Annotated in this window: 14 protein-coding genes; 4 read left to right on the top strand and 10 right to left on the bottom strand. The window is 71.5% G+C overall.

Annotated elements, in window-relative coordinates:
• Window positions 1–2: 2 nt before the first annotated feature.
• From ACF1AG_RS14665 to ACF1AG_RS14655, 3 genes are read right to left on the bottom strand one after another with little or no spacing between them, the layout of a single operon-like run.
• On the bottom strand, window positions 3–1,064 hold the full coding sequence (locus ACF1AG_RS14665) for a protein kinase family protein (protein WP_391809923.1): 1,062 nt from the start codon (window positions 1,062–1,064) through the stop codon (window positions 3–5).
• A gap of 32 nt (window positions 1,065–1,096) precedes the next feature.
• Window positions 1,097–2,125 carry a S66 peptidase family protein gene (locus tag ACF1AG_RS14660; RefSeq protein ID WP_359600083.1) on the bottom strand — a complete coding sequence of 343 codons (1,029 nt, stop codon included), beginning with the start codon at window positions 2,123–2,125 and terminating at the stop codon, window positions 1,097–1,099.
• Window positions 2,126–2,168: 43 nt separating this feature from the next.
• A complete protein-coding gene (locus ACF1AG_RS14655; protein WP_391809826.1) occupies window positions 2,169–3,152 on the bottom strand; it encodes a helix-turn-helix transcriptional regulator in 984 nt (327 codons plus the stop codon).
• Window positions 3,153–3,261: 109 nt separating this feature from the next.
• Here ACF1AG_RS14655 and ACF1AG_RS14650 point away from each other — a divergent pair, with 109 nt between their 5' ends.
• A complete protein-coding gene (locus ACF1AG_RS14650; RefSeq protein WP_359600087.1) occupies window positions 3,262–3,657 on the top strand; it encodes a RidA family protein in 396 nt (131 codons plus the stop codon).
• Window positions 3,658–3,840: 183 nt separating this feature from the next.
• On the opposite strand, the gene ACF1AG_RS14645 is transcribed toward ACF1AG_RS14650, so the two are convergent.
• Window positions 3,841–4,719: an SGNH/GDSL hydrolase family protein gene (locus ACF1AG_RS14645; protein WP_359751878.1), complete on the bottom strand. Its 879-nt coding sequence runs from the start codon at window positions 4,717–4,719 to the stop codon at window positions 3,841–3,843.
• 266 nt (window positions 4,720–4,985) lie between these two features.
• On the opposite strand from ACF1AG_RS14645, the gene ACF1AG_RS14640 reads away from it, so the two are divergent.
• Both ACF1AG_RS14640 and ACF1AG_RS14635 read left to right on the top strand, forming a co-directional pair.
• Window positions 4,986–5,543 (top strand): TetR family transcriptional regulator, encoded by a 558-nt coding sequence (locus tag ACF1AG_RS14640; RefSeq protein ID WP_359600091.1) that lies wholly within the window; start codon window positions 4,986–4,988, stop codon window positions 5,541–5,543.
• Between the two features lie 220 nt (window positions 5,544–5,763).
• On the top strand, window positions 5,764–6,243 hold the full coding sequence (locus ACF1AG_RS14635) for a GNAT family N-acetyltransferase (protein ID WP_391809825.1): 480 nt from the start codon (window positions 5,764–5,766) through the stop codon (window positions 6,241–6,243).
• A 100-nt stretch (window positions 6,244–6,343) separates the two neighbouring features.
• On the opposite strand, the gene ACF1AG_RS14630 is transcribed toward ACF1AG_RS14635, so the two are convergent.
• Entirely contained in the window at window positions 6,344–6,754 is a 411-nt protein-coding gene (locus tag ACF1AG_RS14630) for a RidA family protein (RefSeq protein WP_359600095.1), read from the bottom strand.
• A gap of 121 nt (window positions 6,755–6,875) precedes the next feature.
• Here ACF1AG_RS14630 and ACF1AG_RS14625 point away from each other — a divergent pair, with 121 nt between their 5' ends.
• Window positions 6,876–7,487: a DUF3592 domain-containing protein gene (locus tag ACF1AG_RS14625; protein ID WP_391809824.1), complete on the top strand. Its 612-nt coding sequence runs from the start codon at window positions 6,876–6,878 to the stop codon at window positions 7,485–7,487.
• A gap of 9 nt (window positions 7,488–7,496) precedes the next feature.
• On the opposite strand, the gene ACF1AG_RS14620 is transcribed toward ACF1AG_RS14625, so the two are convergent.
• The 5 genes from ACF1AG_RS14620 to ACF1AG_RS14600 form a co-directional block, all read right to left on the bottom strand.
• Window positions 7,497–8,285 (bottom strand): hypothetical protein, encoded by a 789-nt coding sequence (locus ACF1AG_RS14620; RefSeq protein WP_359600097.1) that lies wholly within the window; start codon window positions 8,283–8,285, stop codon window positions 7,497–7,499.
• Window positions 8,286–8,664: 379 nt separating this feature from the next.
• Complete coding sequence (locus tag ACF1AG_RS14615; RefSeq protein ID WP_391809823.1) at window positions 8,665–10,878, bottom strand: 2-dehydropantoate 2-reductase; 2,214 nt, start codon at window positions 10,876–10,878, stop codon at window positions 8,665–8,667.
• On the bottom strand, window positions 10,875–11,717 hold the full coding sequence (locus tag ACF1AG_RS14610; RefSeq protein WP_359600099.1) for an SDR family oxidoreductase: 843 nt from the start codon (window positions 11,715–11,717) through the stop codon (window positions 10,875–10,877). The genes ACF1AG_RS14615 and ACF1AG_RS14610 overlap by 4 nt, the downstream gene beginning before the upstream one ends.
• On the bottom strand, window positions 11,714–13,027 hold the full coding sequence (locus ACF1AG_RS14605; RefSeq protein WP_359600100.1) for an MFS transporter: 1,314 nt from the start codon (window positions 13,025–13,027) through the stop codon (window positions 11,714–11,716). Before ACF1AG_RS14605 ends, ACF1AG_RS14610 begins: the two co-directional genes overlap by 4 nt.
• The gene (locus ACF1AG_RS14600) at window positions 13,024–13,974 is read right to left on the bottom strand and encodes a polysaccharide deacetylase (RefSeq protein ID WP_359600101.1); all 951 of its coding nucleotides are present in this window, start codon (window positions 13,972–13,974) and stop codon (window positions 13,024–13,026) included. Before ACF1AG_RS14600 ends, ACF1AG_RS14605 begins: the two co-directional genes overlap by 4 nt.
• Between the last annotated feature and the right edge of the window lie 112 nt (window positions 13,975–14,086).

Here is a 14,086-nt window from a genome sequence, read left to right as displayed (position 1 = left end):
GCTCACTGGTCACACTTCTCCAGTCTCTGCCGTATCGCGTTGAACGGGAAAGGAGCCGTCCGGCTCACCGTCCGGAACCGGTGGCAGAAGTCCCCCATCACCTCCGCGACCGGCGCGTACCGGGCGACGACATCGGCGATCGCGGCCGGCATCTGCCCTGGCCGGGCCCCTTCCGCGCACTCCCGCACGAACGCTCTGCGTTCCTCAGGCTCGTGTCCGAGCAGAGCGACGGTCAGCCAGTTCACGAGATGCGTGACGGCGTAGCACCGGTCGTACAGGCGGTGTTGCCCGAAGAACTCCGCCTCGGCCCGCCCCAGGTCGAAACGGGACGAGAACGCTAGCCCGAAGTCGGTGAAGAAGAGCCGCCGGCCGTCGGTGAGGATGTTCTCGAAGTGCGCGTCGAAGTGCAGCAGCCCGTTGGCGTTCATGTACGCGAGGCCGGCTCTCAGTTCGTCGTCCACCATGGCGCATGCCCGCTCGGCGGCCTCCCCGCCGGCGGTCATCCGCTCACCGAGCCAGTCGTGCAGGTTCCGCGGGATGTACTCCAGGAACAGGAGCAGACTCGCGGAGGACCGCTGCAGCGCCTCGATGCGGTGCCTCACCTCGGCCCCGCCTCCCCAATGGTTCACGGCCCTTTCCACATCGGCCAGTTCCTCGGGGAGTGGCCGGCCGTTGTCCGGCAGCACTCGCCAGTGGTGCAGCAGCGGGAAGCCCTCGTACCGGCCGGCGATCACCCAGTTCGTCGTCATGCGGTGTACGGCCAGCTCCCTCCACGCGCCGAAGCCCGGGCCGCCGATCGCGCCGACCCCGTAATGACAGAAGAGCGGCAGCTCGAAGAGGTTCCGCGTGGAGTGCAGATTTTCCGGCCGTCGCTCCAGATCGGTCAGCCGTACTCGTTTGACGAAGACCTGAGTGCCGTCGACGTCCGCCAGCACCCGCTCGCCGCCGATGCCCGACCCCAACGGCCGCGCAGCGTCCACCAGTTCACGCAGTGTGCGGTCACCGAGCCGGGCCAGTGAGGTGGACACGGCGCTGTGGGCGCCGAGACGCGCACCGCATGACAGGTCACCGCGCTCCTCGTGCGCCTCCCGCCCTCTCACCGCAGCGTCTGCGTCAACGCGCTGCGCCCCGCCGCATGCACCACACGCCCGTACGCGCCGTTGACGATCGGCATGTACGGCGGGACGTGTCCGCACTCGACGTCGGCGATGATCGGCACGCCGAGAGACCCGAGCGCGTCGAGGACGGCCTCGTGCTGGGTGAGGGACGGACTGTCCGGCGCGGCGGTCCGGCCCACCAGCACCGCGTTCGCACCCTCGAAGAACCCGGCGAGCTTCATGCCGTGCAGATGACGGCAGACGGTGAACGCGTCGCTGTCGCACACCTCGACGTACACGAGCAGCCCTTCGGGCGCCCTGTCGCGGGTGAACGCCGACACGTCGAGGTAGGGCGTCCCCGCGAGGTTGCACAGCGTCTCGACGCAGCCGCCTATCAGCCTGCCCTCCGCCTCCACGTCCCCTTCGCCGTCCAGACGCGTCCAGCCGCCCTCCGTGTCGAGCGTGTACTCCCGTACGTCGGGGAACGTGGCGAAGTCGTCGAAGCCGACGGTGCGGTGGCGTCCGGGCGGTGTCTGGGTGAAGGTGTGGCCCGGCGGTGCGGTCACGATGTCGAACCACGACAGCAGCCCCTCCGCGACGCGGTACGGCGTGTCCATCAGGTTGTTGCCGTGCAGCGTCGCCGTGCCGGTGAGCAGCGTCAGGGGCGTGATCAGGGTCGACATGTCGGAGTAGCCGACGACCCAGGTGGGTTCCGCCTCACGCAGCCGGTCCCAGTCCAGCAGCGGGATCAGGTCGATCGCGGTCTCTCCGCCCCAGGGCGGCACGATCGCCTTGATGGTGGGGTCGGTCAGCATCGACATGAGTTCGTCCGCACGCTCGGCGGCCGAGTCGCTGACGTGCCCCGAACCGTCCATGCACCGTCCGACGACGACCTCGTAGCCCTTTGCGCGCACGTCACCGACGGCCACCTCGAGGCGGGCACGCAGTGCCTCGGGCACTCCGCTCGACGGCGAGGTCACGCCGACACGGTCACCGGGACGCAGGGGGGAGGGAAAGCGCACGCTCATGCGGGTGATCTTGGCACGGCTGCCGCAGGAGGGACAGCGGGTTTCAGTGCTCCGGCGAAGTGTCGTCGTAGAGCCTCGCCACAGCCCTCGCCCGCTCACCCAGCCCCGCCCGCAACCACTCCGGAGCCAGCACCTCCACCCCCGGAGCGTGCTCCCACAGAGCCCATTCCGCATGCCGGGCGTCCTGGAAGACGACCGCCATCCGCAGCCGTCCCTCCGCGTCCGTCCCCTCGTCGGTCACCGTCAGAGCCGTGGCGGCGAGCCGCTCCCGACGCGTCGGATCCGCCCGCACCAGCACCTCCGTCGTGTCACCGCCCGTACGGAACCGCACCTCGCGCTCCCGCCAGGCGCGGTCCAGGTCGACGGTGTCCGAGCGTTGGGCCGGCTCGTCGAGCTGCTCGGCCGCCAGCACGCGGGACAGCCGGTACGTACGGTCCTCCGGTCCCCGCCGTGCCAATAGATAGCCCCGGTCCTTGACGGTGACGATGCCGATCGGGTCCACGGTGCGCCACTTCGGGGACTGGTTCACCGCCGCGTAGTGGATGCGCAGCCGGTGCCCGCCGAAGACCGCCCGCCGCACCTGCGTGGCCACCGCGTCGGGCACCTCCTCCAGGGCCACCGGCCGAGCCAGCAGGTCCGTCTCCGGATCGACCAGCAGCCGTTGCGCCGCGCCCGCGGCGTTCTCCCGCAGGCCGTCGGGCAGCGCGTCGACCACCTTCAGCACGGCGGAGGCGAGCGCCGACCCCAGGCCGAACAGCTGCGCCCCGCGCCGCGATCCGGCGACGAGGAGGGCGAGCGCCTCGTCGTGGGTCAGTCCGGTGAGCGCCGTGCGGAAGCCCGGCAGCAGCGCGAACCCGCCGTGCCGGCCGCGCTCCGCGTACACCGGTACGCCCGCCGCGGACAGGGCCTCCATGTCCCGCAGCACGGTCCGGGTGGACACCTCCAGCTCGCGGGCGAGTGCCTCCGCGGTCATCCGGCCTCGTTGACGCAGCAGGAGCACGAGGGACACCAGACGGTCGGCGCGCATGGGAAGGAGCCTACGAAATACATGACCGGAGATGTCACGTTTTCCTGCGAGGGTTCACCGCACGACGTCGAGACGACGCCACACGTTGACGGGTGGAGCAGATGCGGTGATGGAACGTAACGCGGTGAACCCTGTGTCGTGGTCGGTCGAAATGGGATTCAACCAGGGAGAGGTCGTCTCCGGGCACTCCCGCACCCTCTACATCTCCGGCCAGACCGCGATGAGCAAGGAGGGCGAACCCGAGCACGACGGCGACATGGCGGGCCAGTTGGCGCTCAGCGTCGACAACGTCGAGGCGGTGCTCGCCGAGGCGGGCATGTCACTGGCGAACCTCGTCAGGCTGAACGTCTACACGACCGACGTCGACCTGCTCTTCCAGCACTACGGCGTCCTGGCGGGCCGTCTCGGCGCCGCCGGCGTCGCGCCGGCCACCACCATGCTCGGCGTGACCCGCCTGGCGCTCCCCGGTCAGATGGTGGAACTCGAAGGCACGGCGGTCGCGTAGCGCACACCGCGACGTGCGGCGGCGGACCGGACGAACTGCGGCCGCTGTCGCCGTCGTTGTGAGACGTGACGGTGATCCGCAGTCCGTCCGGCAGCGGCGACACGCCTGCCGACGCACCGTGCGACCGACCGGTCGCGACAGAGGTGGTGCCCGGTCCGCGAAGGCCGGGCACCACAGCCGTACTCACTTCAGTCCGAGGACCTCCATGGTGTGCTCGGCCATCCGCCGCTCCCCGAGGGCGTTCGGGTGGACGGGGACCAGGCTCGTGCCGAAGAGCAGCGGTTCGATCCAGCGGGTGCCGAGCGGTGTGCACGCGTCGTGGCCGTCGGAGACCTCGGCGAAGTCGACGAAGGTGGCGCCCGTCTCCTTGCTGGCGCGTTCGACCGCCGCGTTGAGGTGGGTCTGCACGTCACGCAGGTACGGCACGTCACCGGAGGCGATCGGCAGCTTCAGGTAGCAGGACGGGTCGGCCTTCTCCGGGGTGATCCAGGGATAACCGAGGACCGCGACCCGGGCGTTCGGCGCCTTGGCGCGGACCGCGTTGAGGGCGTTCTTCAGCGCCGGGTAGGTGCTGTTCTTGATCTCGTCGGCGAATTCGGAGCCGTACTTGTCCTTGCACGGACTGCCCTTGCCCGCGGTCAGCAGGCCCGCGCTGCCGCAGGACGTGATGGCGTTGATGAAGGTGCCGTTGTCGTTGCCGCCGATCGTCAGCGTCACCAGATCCGTGTCGGCGCTGAGCGCGTTCACCTGGGGCGGGACGCCCAGGTACTGCGACGAGGTGAAGTCCTTCGTCTGGGCCGCACCGCAGGTCACGTCCTTGAGGCGGGCGCCCGTCCGCTCCGCGATCACGTGCGGGTAGTTCGCGGTGGACCGCAGGCAGAGCAAATTACTCGTGTCCACGGGCAGGACGCCGGATCCGGCGCTGTAGCTGTCGCCGAGGGCGACGTACTGCAGCGGGTCGGACGCCTGGGCCGTGCCGCCGGCCGTGAGGCTCAGAGCGAGCGCACCGGCGAGTGCGCATGATGTGGCCATGACATTGCGGCGCGAGACATGCTTCTGCATGTGATCCCTTTCCGGAGGGGAGGGCGGGGCTGCGGGAGGCGGCGGGCGGCAGGGCTGCCGGCAGAGCGGACAGGGCGGTCGAGGGCGGGCGAGTGCCTGGGCGAGCGGTTACCGGTTGGTTCTACCGTCAAGTAATGTGCAGGCGCCCTGAGCGGGAGTCAACATTGTTGACCGAACTTCTTGAAACACGTGCGCAATCTGCTTCCGGTTCCTGTGAACGCGTGAACACGCAGTTGCGAAGCGCGCGGACGCCTATCCTGGCCCGCATGCTGCAGACCGGCTCCAGCGTGTCGACCCGCGAGTCCATCCACTCGGCCGCCGCCCGGCTCTTCCGGAGCAGGGGCTACTCACGGACCACCGTCCGTCAGATCGCCGCCGAGGCCGGCACGGACCCGGCTCTGGTGATCCGTCACTTCAAGAGCAAGGAACTGCTGTTCCTGGAGACGATGCACCTGACGCTCGACGACGAACCGCTGCTCGACGTACCCCTGGAGCGCCTGGGTGAAGGCCTCGCCGAACTTCTTCTCGACCTCGGCGGCTCCGCGCGCGGCGTCTTCCTCGCGCTGGTTCACGGCAGCAACGAGCCGCACATCCACGACCGGTTGAGGGACACGCACGAACATCTCTTCGTCGAGCCCCTGCGCCGCCGTCTCACCGGCCCCGACGCCGACGTCCGCGCCCGCATGGCGGCCGCCGTGGCGGGAGGACTCCTCTACGCCCTGTGGGTGGCCGGGGACAAGGGCCTGCTCCACATGGACCGCGCGGAGCTGGTGTCGCGGTACGGCACCCTACTCCAGGACGTGCTGACTCCCCGGACCTCCTGACCGGCGGTCCGGGGGAGTCGCGCGAGTCCCGCCTCACAAGTGTGGGGCCTCAGTGAGACGACGAGGGCGGCCACCGTCAGCACACCTGACGCCTTTGCCCCAGACGCGGTCGGCCGACCGGGTCGGCTGCACGGGGCGGCGATCGAGCCGACGTACACCTAGGGGCCGCCGGGGGAGTGGGAGGGAAAACCGGTGCGGCCGGGGTCGCGGATCTGGGAGCATGCGGGCCGTGAAGGTCAACGACATCGTCATTCGCCGTGCCGCCGGCTCCGACGCGGCGGAGGTGGCCGAGGTGTGGCTGCGTTCCTTCACGACGGCGCTTCCGGACGTGCGCCGGGCGCATACGGACGACGAGGTGCGGGCGTGGATCCGCGAGGTGGTCGTGCCCGGTCAGGAGACGTGGGTGGCGGCGGTGGACGGCTCGGTCGTCGCGATGATGGTCCGCGAGGGGGACGACCTGGACCAGCTCTACATCGACCCGGCATGGCAGGGCAGGGGCATCGGCGGGCGCCTCGTGGACGTGGCGAAGGAACGCAGCCCGTCAGGGCTGACGCTGTGGACGTTCCAGGTCAACGAGGCGGCGCGGCGCTTCTACGAGCGACACGGTTTCGTGGCCAAGGAGTGGACCGACGGTCTGCGTAACGAGGAGCGGGAGCCGGACGTCCGGTACGAGTGGCGCCCTGACCGGCCAGGGCGCTGACCGCGCGTGCGGTGGGCCGCGCAGACCGCTCTCGGTGTCCTTGCCCGCAGGGCGCACTTCACTCCACTCCGGTCAGGCTGTCGACGTCCGGGCGTCGCGGTCAGTGGGGCAGGGCGGCAGTCAGGTCGACCTCGACGAGTTGTCCCGAGAAGCCGAGCCGGGCGACGCCGAGCAGCGTGCTCGCAGTGGTGAACGCCGGTCCGACGACCGATGAGGTCAGGCGTCGCCAGGCGGAACCCAGGACCGGCACGTCGTCGCTGACGACGTAGATCACGGAGCGGACGACGTGTTCCGGCCCGGCGCCCACCGCGTTCAGGGCGGCGAGGGCGTTGGCGGCCACCTGGTCGATCTGGGCGTCCAGGTCACCCTCACCCACGAGCTCCCCCGACACGTCGAGCGGGCACTGCCCCGCCAGATAGGCCGTCCGGCCCGCCTCCACGACGGTGATGTGATGATACCCGGGAGTCGCGTGGAGCTGAGGCGGATTGAGGCGCGTGATCTCGGCGGTCATGCACGTGATTCTGACGTTCCGGCCGCCTCGACGCACCACCTTTTCCGCCCGCGGCGTTCCGCTGCCGTGGTCCCGGTCGCCGCGGCCGGCGGGTTGCTGTTCCCGTGTACAGGTACCGCTCATGCAGAAGGAGGAGCCGCCCGTGGGGAAGAAGCAGAAGCGCAGGCCGCGTCGTGAGAACTGGACGCGTCCGCCCCTGTCGGCGGAGAGGCGGGCCGCCGAAGAAGAGGCGCGTCGTCTTCGAGCGGCGATACGCCGGCCGCCCCTGCCGCAGAAGCGGCTCATCGCCGCCCTGTTCCTCATGGCTGCGGGTGGTTTCGTGGCCTTTCTGGTGTTCCTCCTCCCCTCGCAGTCGCTGGTGAACGACCTACGCTCCCGGGGCGTGTCCGTGGTGGCCGAAGTCGCCGCCGCGCCGAAGAACAAGTACGGCGAGGCGGGCAACGTCGCGGTGCGGTTTGACGGTCCTGACGGCACGGTCGAGACCGTGCTGCACGACTGGGGAGGCAAGCGCCCCGAGGGCATGCGGGCCGGAGCCGTGGTCCCGGTGACCTACGATCCTCAGGAGCCGACGCGGGTCCTGACGACCCGCTGGGTCGAGGATCCGCCCACCGTGACGCTCCCGATGCTCGTCACCGTCGTCCTCGCCCCGTTGCTGCTCGGCGCGGCCGTCCTGCTCGTCGTGCGGCGCCGCAAACTGCTGGAGCACAGGAAGTGCGCCAACCCGGCAACATGACAAGGGTGTTCAGGTGCGAGGCGCGGCCACGCGGGTCAGCCGCACCGATGCCTCCGTGATGTGCGCGACCTCGAACAGGACACCCCCGAGTTCAAGCGGATCACCGACACGCAAGTCCTCGTACACCGCCACCGTGACGGCCGCGCAGTTCGCCGCGACGCCCGCCGTACCCGCCTCCGCGTCCAGACGGGACACGGTGAGCGACAGCCCCGTGGGGAAGCGCCGGACCCCGCCGTTCCCGACCACGGACAGAGTCGCGCCCTCGGGCGGGAAACCGTCGGCCGCCGCCTTGAGCGCAGCATGGTTGGTGGTGAAGCACAGACGCGCGTCCGCCTCCCCACCCGCCGACTTCATCGACGCGGGCGCCGCGGCCAACGCCGACGCGTCCCGCGCCGAGGCCGGTTCCAGCACGACACGGTAGGAGCACACCTGCCGAACCGTGTACGCGTGACCGGCGAGCGAGATCCGCGCCCCCGGAACGACGTTCCACTCGCGCTGACCCTTCGCGTACCGGGCGCCCTCGCGCAGCGTCGCCGTACGGCTGCCGCCGTCGGCCGACGTCCCCGCGTACTGCACACCCGTCCCGCCCGGCAGCCGGAAGCCACCGCCTCGCAGCACCCGCACCCCGTCGGCCGGCGCCTCACCGACACACACCGGCCCCTCGTCCCTCACCGGTGGAGCGGTGGTCGCCCCGCCACCACCGCTGTCGCCGGACGACGGGCCGCAACCGGCCGACGCGAACAACAGCACCAGCCCGGCACCGACGACCCGGTGTCCCCTCACGGTCACCCGCGCCACGCCTACCTCCCCCGTCCGTTCCACACCGCGCTACGACACCCTACGGGGAGACGCCCCATGGCAAGGCGAGCCCGCACGCCGAACCTGAGCCGAGCGCCGTCCGGCCAGGTGGCTACGCCGCCCGAACTCGACGAGGAGCGCGGGCGGACAGGGCGAGCGCGCCGGGCGGCGCCGCGCTTTCGGGCTGCCGCGCCGTGCGGTCGCCGCCGCACCGCTCTCGGCGAGCCGGCCACCGCGAGGTCAGGCACAAGAGGGCTCAGCCGGCCGCCCCGACGGGCCCAGTTCCCCCTCGGCGTCCACCAGTCGGTGGCCGCCAGGCCTGGGAGGTGACCCCGGGGTCGTCGGACCGAGTCGACGTCCTGCAGCGGTTACGCCCGGCTCATTCCCCGGCGAGCCGCACCAGCACCCCGCCCGTCAGCGCCGACCGGAACACCATGCCCGCGACCGACGCGCACTCCGTCCGAGCGTGCGCACCGCGTCCGACCGCCCCGATGCCGTCCAGCACCGGCACACCCGCCGCCGCGAGGAAGTTGCCGTCGCTCGCCCCGCCGACAGACGCCTCCGCGAGGTCGTGTCCGAGCCGGCGCGCGACGGTCTTCGCCAACTCGGCCGCCTCCGCGACCTGTTCGCTGCGTTCGAAGACGGGACGGTTCCAGTCGCCCGTGACCTCCAGCCGCGTCAGGGGATGCTCGGGGCGCAGGTTCGCGAGCGCCCGCGTGACGCGGTCCTGCTCGGCGGCACTGGCCACCCGGACGTCCAGGTGTGCCGAGGCGCGCCCCGCCGTGACGTTGCTGCGAGTGCCGCCCTCGATCATGCCGACGTTGAGGGAGGTGCCCGCCTCCAGATCCCGAAGATCCGCCAACCGGATTATCTGGCAGGCGAGTTCGTCGATCGCGCTCGCCCCGGCCGTCGGGTCGAGCCCCGCGTGCGCCTCGCTGCCGGTGACCGTCAGCGTGAACAGGCCCACGCCCTTGCGGGCCGTCTTGATCGCCCCGTCCACCGCCGCTTCGAACACCATGGCCAGCCGGCAGTCCCGCCCCGTCTCCACGATCGCGTCACGGGAGGCGAGGCTCCCCGTCTCCTCGTCGCCGTTGAGCATGAGAGTGACGGCCGGGCGGGGCAGCCCGAGAGCGTCGAGGGCGCACAGGGCCCACACCGCCTGGACCAGACCCGCCTTCATGTCGAAGACACCTGGCCCGGTGACGGTGTCGCCCTCACGGCGGAACGGCCAGGACTCCAGCGTGCCGGTGGGCCACACCGTGTCGTAGTGCCCCAGCAGCAGCACCGGCCGCGCGTCCGCCGCCGTGGCGTCCCGCGCCGGGTAACGGCGGATCAGGACGTCGCCGGCGGCCTCACGCCTGAGGACCTCCTCGCTTGCCGCCGCGCCCAGTCGCTCGTCGAGCCAGCCGCGCAGCCAGGTGAGACACGCCCCCAACGCGTCGAGATCGTCGCTCGCACTGCCCTGCGCGGTGTACGCGGCCAGATCGGCGACCATCTCCTCGCGGTGCTCCTCCAGCCAGCGCTGCACCTGAACGCCCGGGTCCCCGTCGTCGAGGTCCGGCCCGGCGAGCCGGTCCAGCGCGTCGAGACGCCCCTCGGACATCGTCTCCGGCGCTCCCTCCAGCTCACGCAGCCCGTCCATCACCGTGCGCAGCAGCGTCGTGGGCAGGCCCAGCTCCGTGGCGTACGCGACGACGTCGCGGTAGTGCGTCGTGACCTCCACGGGGCGGTGCCGTACTGCCAGGTCGCGCCAGATGCCGCTGCGGTCCTTGCTCTGGGTGCGCAGCCACGCGGTCAGCCGGTCGAAGGCGGCCTCGCGTGACGCGGCATCCACACCCTGGCGGAACGGCTCCGGGTCGAAGGCGTCGAACGCCTGGAGCGTGACCCCGCGCCGGTCGGCCACCGCGAAGACCTCCGCCGTGAGGGCAGCCATGGCCGGCCGGTGCCGGTCGATCAGGTCGGCCATGGGGGCGTCCGCGAGGGCGGTCGCCGCGAGCATCGCGCCGAAGCCCGCCTTGGCCCACAGATATCCCTCGACGTTGTCGCTCGCCCGGGCCGGACCCCAGCTCTGCAGGTCGGCGACCAGCGACCGGACGCGTTCGCCGACCGGCGCGCCGTTGGGCTCACCCATCACCAGCGCCCCCGTGCCGCCGTCCATGATCACCCCCGGCTCCACGACGTCGGCGAAGATGTTGACGAACGCCGCGACCGTACGGTCGATGCCGACGTACTCCGCGACGAGGTCCTCGTTGAAGCCGTTCTGCACGGACACGACGTAGCCGTCCGGCTCCAGGCGAGGGGCGATCCACTCGACCGCGCCCCGGGTGGCCTGAGCCTTCACCGCCAGCAGTACCCGGCCGAGGCTGCCGTCGAAGGCGTCGGGCGTCACGGCGCGCACCGGGACGCTCGTACGCCGGTCGCCCTGCGCCAGTACGAGACCGTGCGCGCGGATGGCCTCCACGTGCGCCGGGTCGGCGTCCACGACGGTGACCGGGTGGCCCGCGCGGGCCAGGGCGAAGGCGAGGGTTCCGCCGATCGCCCCGCCGCCGACGACGGTGTACGCGGCTGCGCCGCCCTGGGTGGTGTCGCTCATCGGGTGACTTCCTCCGTCGTGGTGGAGGCACACACCGGCGCCTCCGCGTGTGTGGCCGCCCGCGCGTGCGTGGCGCGGGTGCCGCCGGCCTGCCAGATCCGCGGCAGGTGCAGCGCCCCCGTGCTCGACCCGCCGTCGACGCGTACGGTCTCGCCGGTGATCCAGGAGGCCTCCGGTCCCGCGAGCCAGCACACCGCGCGGGCGATGTCCTCGGGCGTCCCGGGGCGGCCCAGCGGATTGACGTCGATGCTCCTCGCGTAGTCGGCGGACACCGGGTTGACGTCGCTGTCGACCAGGACGAAACCGGGGCTGACCGCGTTGACGCGGATGCCCGACGCGCCCAGTTCGAGCGCGGCGGCCCGCGTCGCCATCTCCAGGGCCGCCTTGGAACTGGCGTAAGGGCCGCCGCCGGGGCGGGAACGCAACGCGGACCCCGAGGAGATGTTGACGACGGAGGCGGGCCGGCCCGCCTCCGCGGCTAGGCGGGCCAGCGCGGCGGTGGTCAGGACGGGGGCGCGCAGGTTGACGGCGAACAGCCGGTCCCAGGACGCGGCGTCGACGTCGGTCATGTCGAGGGAGGGGTAGACGCCCGCCGCGTTGACCAGGACGTCCACCGGTCCGTGCGCCGCCCAGGACTCCTCGACGAGCTCGGACGCCGCGTCGGGGCCGGTCAGGTCGGCGGCCCGGATCGCGGTGCTCCCGTCGATACGGGCGGCCGTGGCGCGGAGGGCGTCGACGTCCCGGTCGGACAGGGTGAGGAACGCGGCCTGCGCGGCGAACGCCTCGGCGATCGCACTGCCGATGCCGCCCGCGGCCCCGGTGACGAGAACGTGGGTCACTTGAAGTCCTTGTCCTTGGTCTCGGGCATCGTGAGATAGACGACGAGGGAGATCAGCGAGGCGACGCTCACGTAGATCCACAGCAGACCGCTGTGGCCGCTCTCGTGCATCCACGTCGTGACGTACGGTGCGGTGCCGCCGAAGACGGCGACGGCGAGCGCGTACGGCAGGGCGATGCCGGTGGCGCGGACCTCGGCGGGGAACTGCTCGGCCATGATGACGGCGCAGTTGGACGAGTAGCCGAGGATCAGCAGCATGCCCACGAGCTGCACCGGGAACAGCGTCCAGAAGCTGTCGCCCAGCAGGTGCAGCAGCGGCCATGCGAGCACCACGAACCCGCCCGCGAAGGCCGCCATCGTCGGCTTGCGTCCGATCCTGTCGGAGAGGAGCCCCGCGAACGGCAGCGCGATCACGAACACGACCAGGCACAGCGTCTGCGACAGCAGCGCCGTCTGCAGCGGGATGCCGGTGGTCAGATTGGCGTACGTGGGGAGGTAGTTGACCCAGATGTAGTACGTCAGCGTGCCGGCGATCGTGATGCCGACGACGCGCAGCGTGGCCGCGGGGTGCTCGACGAACATCGCCTTGACGGGGTTGGTGCGGGTACGGCCGCTGTCCTGGCTCCGGGCGAACGACTCGGTGTCCTCGACGGATACCCGCAGCCACAGGCCGACCAGGCCGAGGAGCCCGCCGAAGACGAACGCGACGCGCCAGCCCCACGAGTGCAGCGCCTCGTCGCTGAGTGCGGACGTGGTCAGGGTGCCCAGCAGGGAGGCGATCAGCACACCGCCGGCGACCGACACCTGCTGCCACGATCCGGCGAAGGCACGCCGGCCGCGGGCCGCCGACTCGACCAGGAACGCGGACGACGAACCGAACTCCCCGCCCGCGGAGAAGCCCTGCACGAGACGGGCGACGAGCAGCAGCAGAGGCGAAAGCACCCCTATCTGCTCGTAGTTGGGCGTGATGGCGATGACGAAACCGGCGCCCGCCATCAGCGCCACGGTCAGCGTCATGCCCTTCTTGCGCCCGTGCCGGTCGGCGTACGCGCCGAGCACGGCGGCGCCGACCGGACGCATGACGAACCCGACGGCGAACACGGCGAGCGTCGACAGCAGGGCCACCGCGCCGTTGCCCTTGGGGAAGAACTCGTCCGCGATGATCTTCGCGAAGATGGAGTAGAGGGCCCAGTCCACCCACTCGACGGTGTTGCCGATGGTGCCCGCGACGATGGCCTTGCGCTGCTTGGCGTTCAGCTTCTGCCTGGCAGGCGCGCCGCCCGTGGCGGCCAGGTCGGACTTCAGGTTCATGGCGTGCGCTCCGAGGGGACGGGACGGGTGCCGGCGGTGCCGTCGAGCACGGTGCGGGCGGTGTCGGCGAGCTGGGCGTGGGTGGCGAACCACACGTCGTGGTGGGCCCTGATGTGGTCGAGCAGTTCCCGCAGCACGACCAGGCGCGAGCGGTGACCGATCACATGCGGGTGCAGCGTGAGCTGGAACACCCCGCCCTCGCGGTAGGCGGCGTCGAACTCGTCCCGCCAGATCTCACCCACGTCACGCGGCCGGCTGTAGGGGCGGACGGCGCCGTAGCGGTCCATCGTGAAGTACGGCGCGTCGTCCCGGATCCAGTCGACGGGGATCTCCACCAGCCCGGTGGGCCGCCCCTCGGCGACGATCTCGTACGGCTCGTCGTCGGCCATCAGCGAGGAGTCGTACGTGAAGCCCAGGTCCAGCATCGTCGCGAGCGTGGACCCGGAGAAGTCCCAGGACGGAGTGCGGATGCCGACGGGGCGGCGGCCGGTCAGCGCGTCGAGGGTGTCCAGGGCCCGCGCGGTCAGCTCCCGCTCGTCCTCGCGGTCCAGCAGCGTGTTCCGTTCATGGATCCAGCCGTGCACGGCCAGTTCGTGCCCGTCCTCCGTGTACGCACGGGCCTCCTCGGGATGGAGCAGCGCCGACACCGCGGGCATGAAGAAGGTGGCGGGGACGCCGTAGCGGGCCAGCAGGCGCAGGATGCGGGGCGCACCGACGCGGGCGCCGTACTCGCCCTGGGCCAGCCGTCCCGGGCTGGTCTCGCCGTCGCGCAGGGGGATCGTCTCGTGGTCGGAGTCGAAGGACAGGGCGACGGCCGCACGGGCGCCGCCGGGCCAGCGGTCCGGGACGAGACGCCGTCCGGCGCGCACGGCGTCGACGTGGCCGCGCCAGGTCGGCTCCGTCCAGCGCCAGCTCTCTTCGGGCAGGCCGGGTTCTTGCGAGGGCATGGGTGGGCTCCTGAGGGTGTACGAGCGGGGGGACGCTCAGGTCGGTGACGTGCGGGGGGACAGGCGCGTGCGACGGTTCTGGGAGCCGGTGCGGCGCGCCGGGGGAGCGGAG

Origin of the sequence: Streptomyces sp. NPDC014764 (assembly GCF_043082785.1) — a bacterium.
Classification (GTDB): domain Bacteria; phylum Actinomycetota; class Actinomycetes; order Streptomycetales; family Streptomycetaceae; genus Streptomyces; species Streptomyces althioticus.
The sequence above is the reverse complement of the archived record's forward strand: the minus strand, read 5'-3'. Positions and strand labels throughout refer to the sequence as shown.

Bases quoted from the DNA above. Each gene is read 5' to 3' on its own strand.
- ACF1AG_RS14645 (WP_359751878.1), bottom strand. From the start codon at position 4,719: ATGCAGAAGCATGTCTCGCGCCGCAATGTCATGGCCACATCATGCGCA.
- ACF1AG_RS14660 (WP_359600083.1), bottom strand. From the start codon at position 2,125: ATGAGCGTGCGCTTTCCCTCCCCCCTGCGTCCCGGTGACCGTGTCGGC.
- ACF1AG_RS14615 (WP_391809823.1), bottom strand. From the start codon at position 10,878: ATGAGCGACACCACCCAGGGCGGCGCAGCCGCGTACACCGTCGTCGGC.
- ACF1AG_RS14625 (WP_391809824.1), top strand. From the start codon at position 6,876: ATGCAGAAGGAGGAGCCGCCCGTGGGGAAGAAGCAGAAGCGCAGGCCG.
- ACF1AG_RS14635 (WP_391809825.1), top strand. From the start codon at position 5,764: ATGCGGGCCGTGAAGGTCAACGACATCGTCATTCGCCGTGCCGCCGGC.
- ACF1AG_RS14640 (WP_359600091.1), top strand. From the start codon at position 4,986: ATGCTGCAGACCGGCTCCAGCGTGTCGACCCGCGAGTCCATCCACTCG.
- ACF1AG_RS14605 (WP_359600100.1), bottom strand. From the start codon at position 13,027: ATGAACCTGAAGTCCGACCTGGCCGCCACGGGCGGCGCGCCTGCCAGG.
- ACF1AG_RS14600 (WP_359600101.1), bottom strand. From the start codon at position 13,974: ATGCCCTCGCAAGAACCCGGCCTGCCCGAAGAGAGCTGGCGCTGGACG.
- ACF1AG_RS14655 (WP_391809826.1), bottom strand. From the start codon at position 3,152: ATGCGCGCCGACCGTCTGGTGTCCCTCGTGCTCCTGCTGCGTCAACGA.
- ACF1AG_RS14630 (WP_359600095.1), bottom strand. From the start codon at position 6,754: ATGACCGCCGAGATCACGCGCCTCAATCCGCCTCAGCTCCACGCGACT.
- ACF1AG_RS14650 (WP_359600087.1), top strand. From the start codon at position 3,262: ATGGAACGTAACGCGGTGAACCCTGTGTCGTGGTCGGTCGAAATGGGA.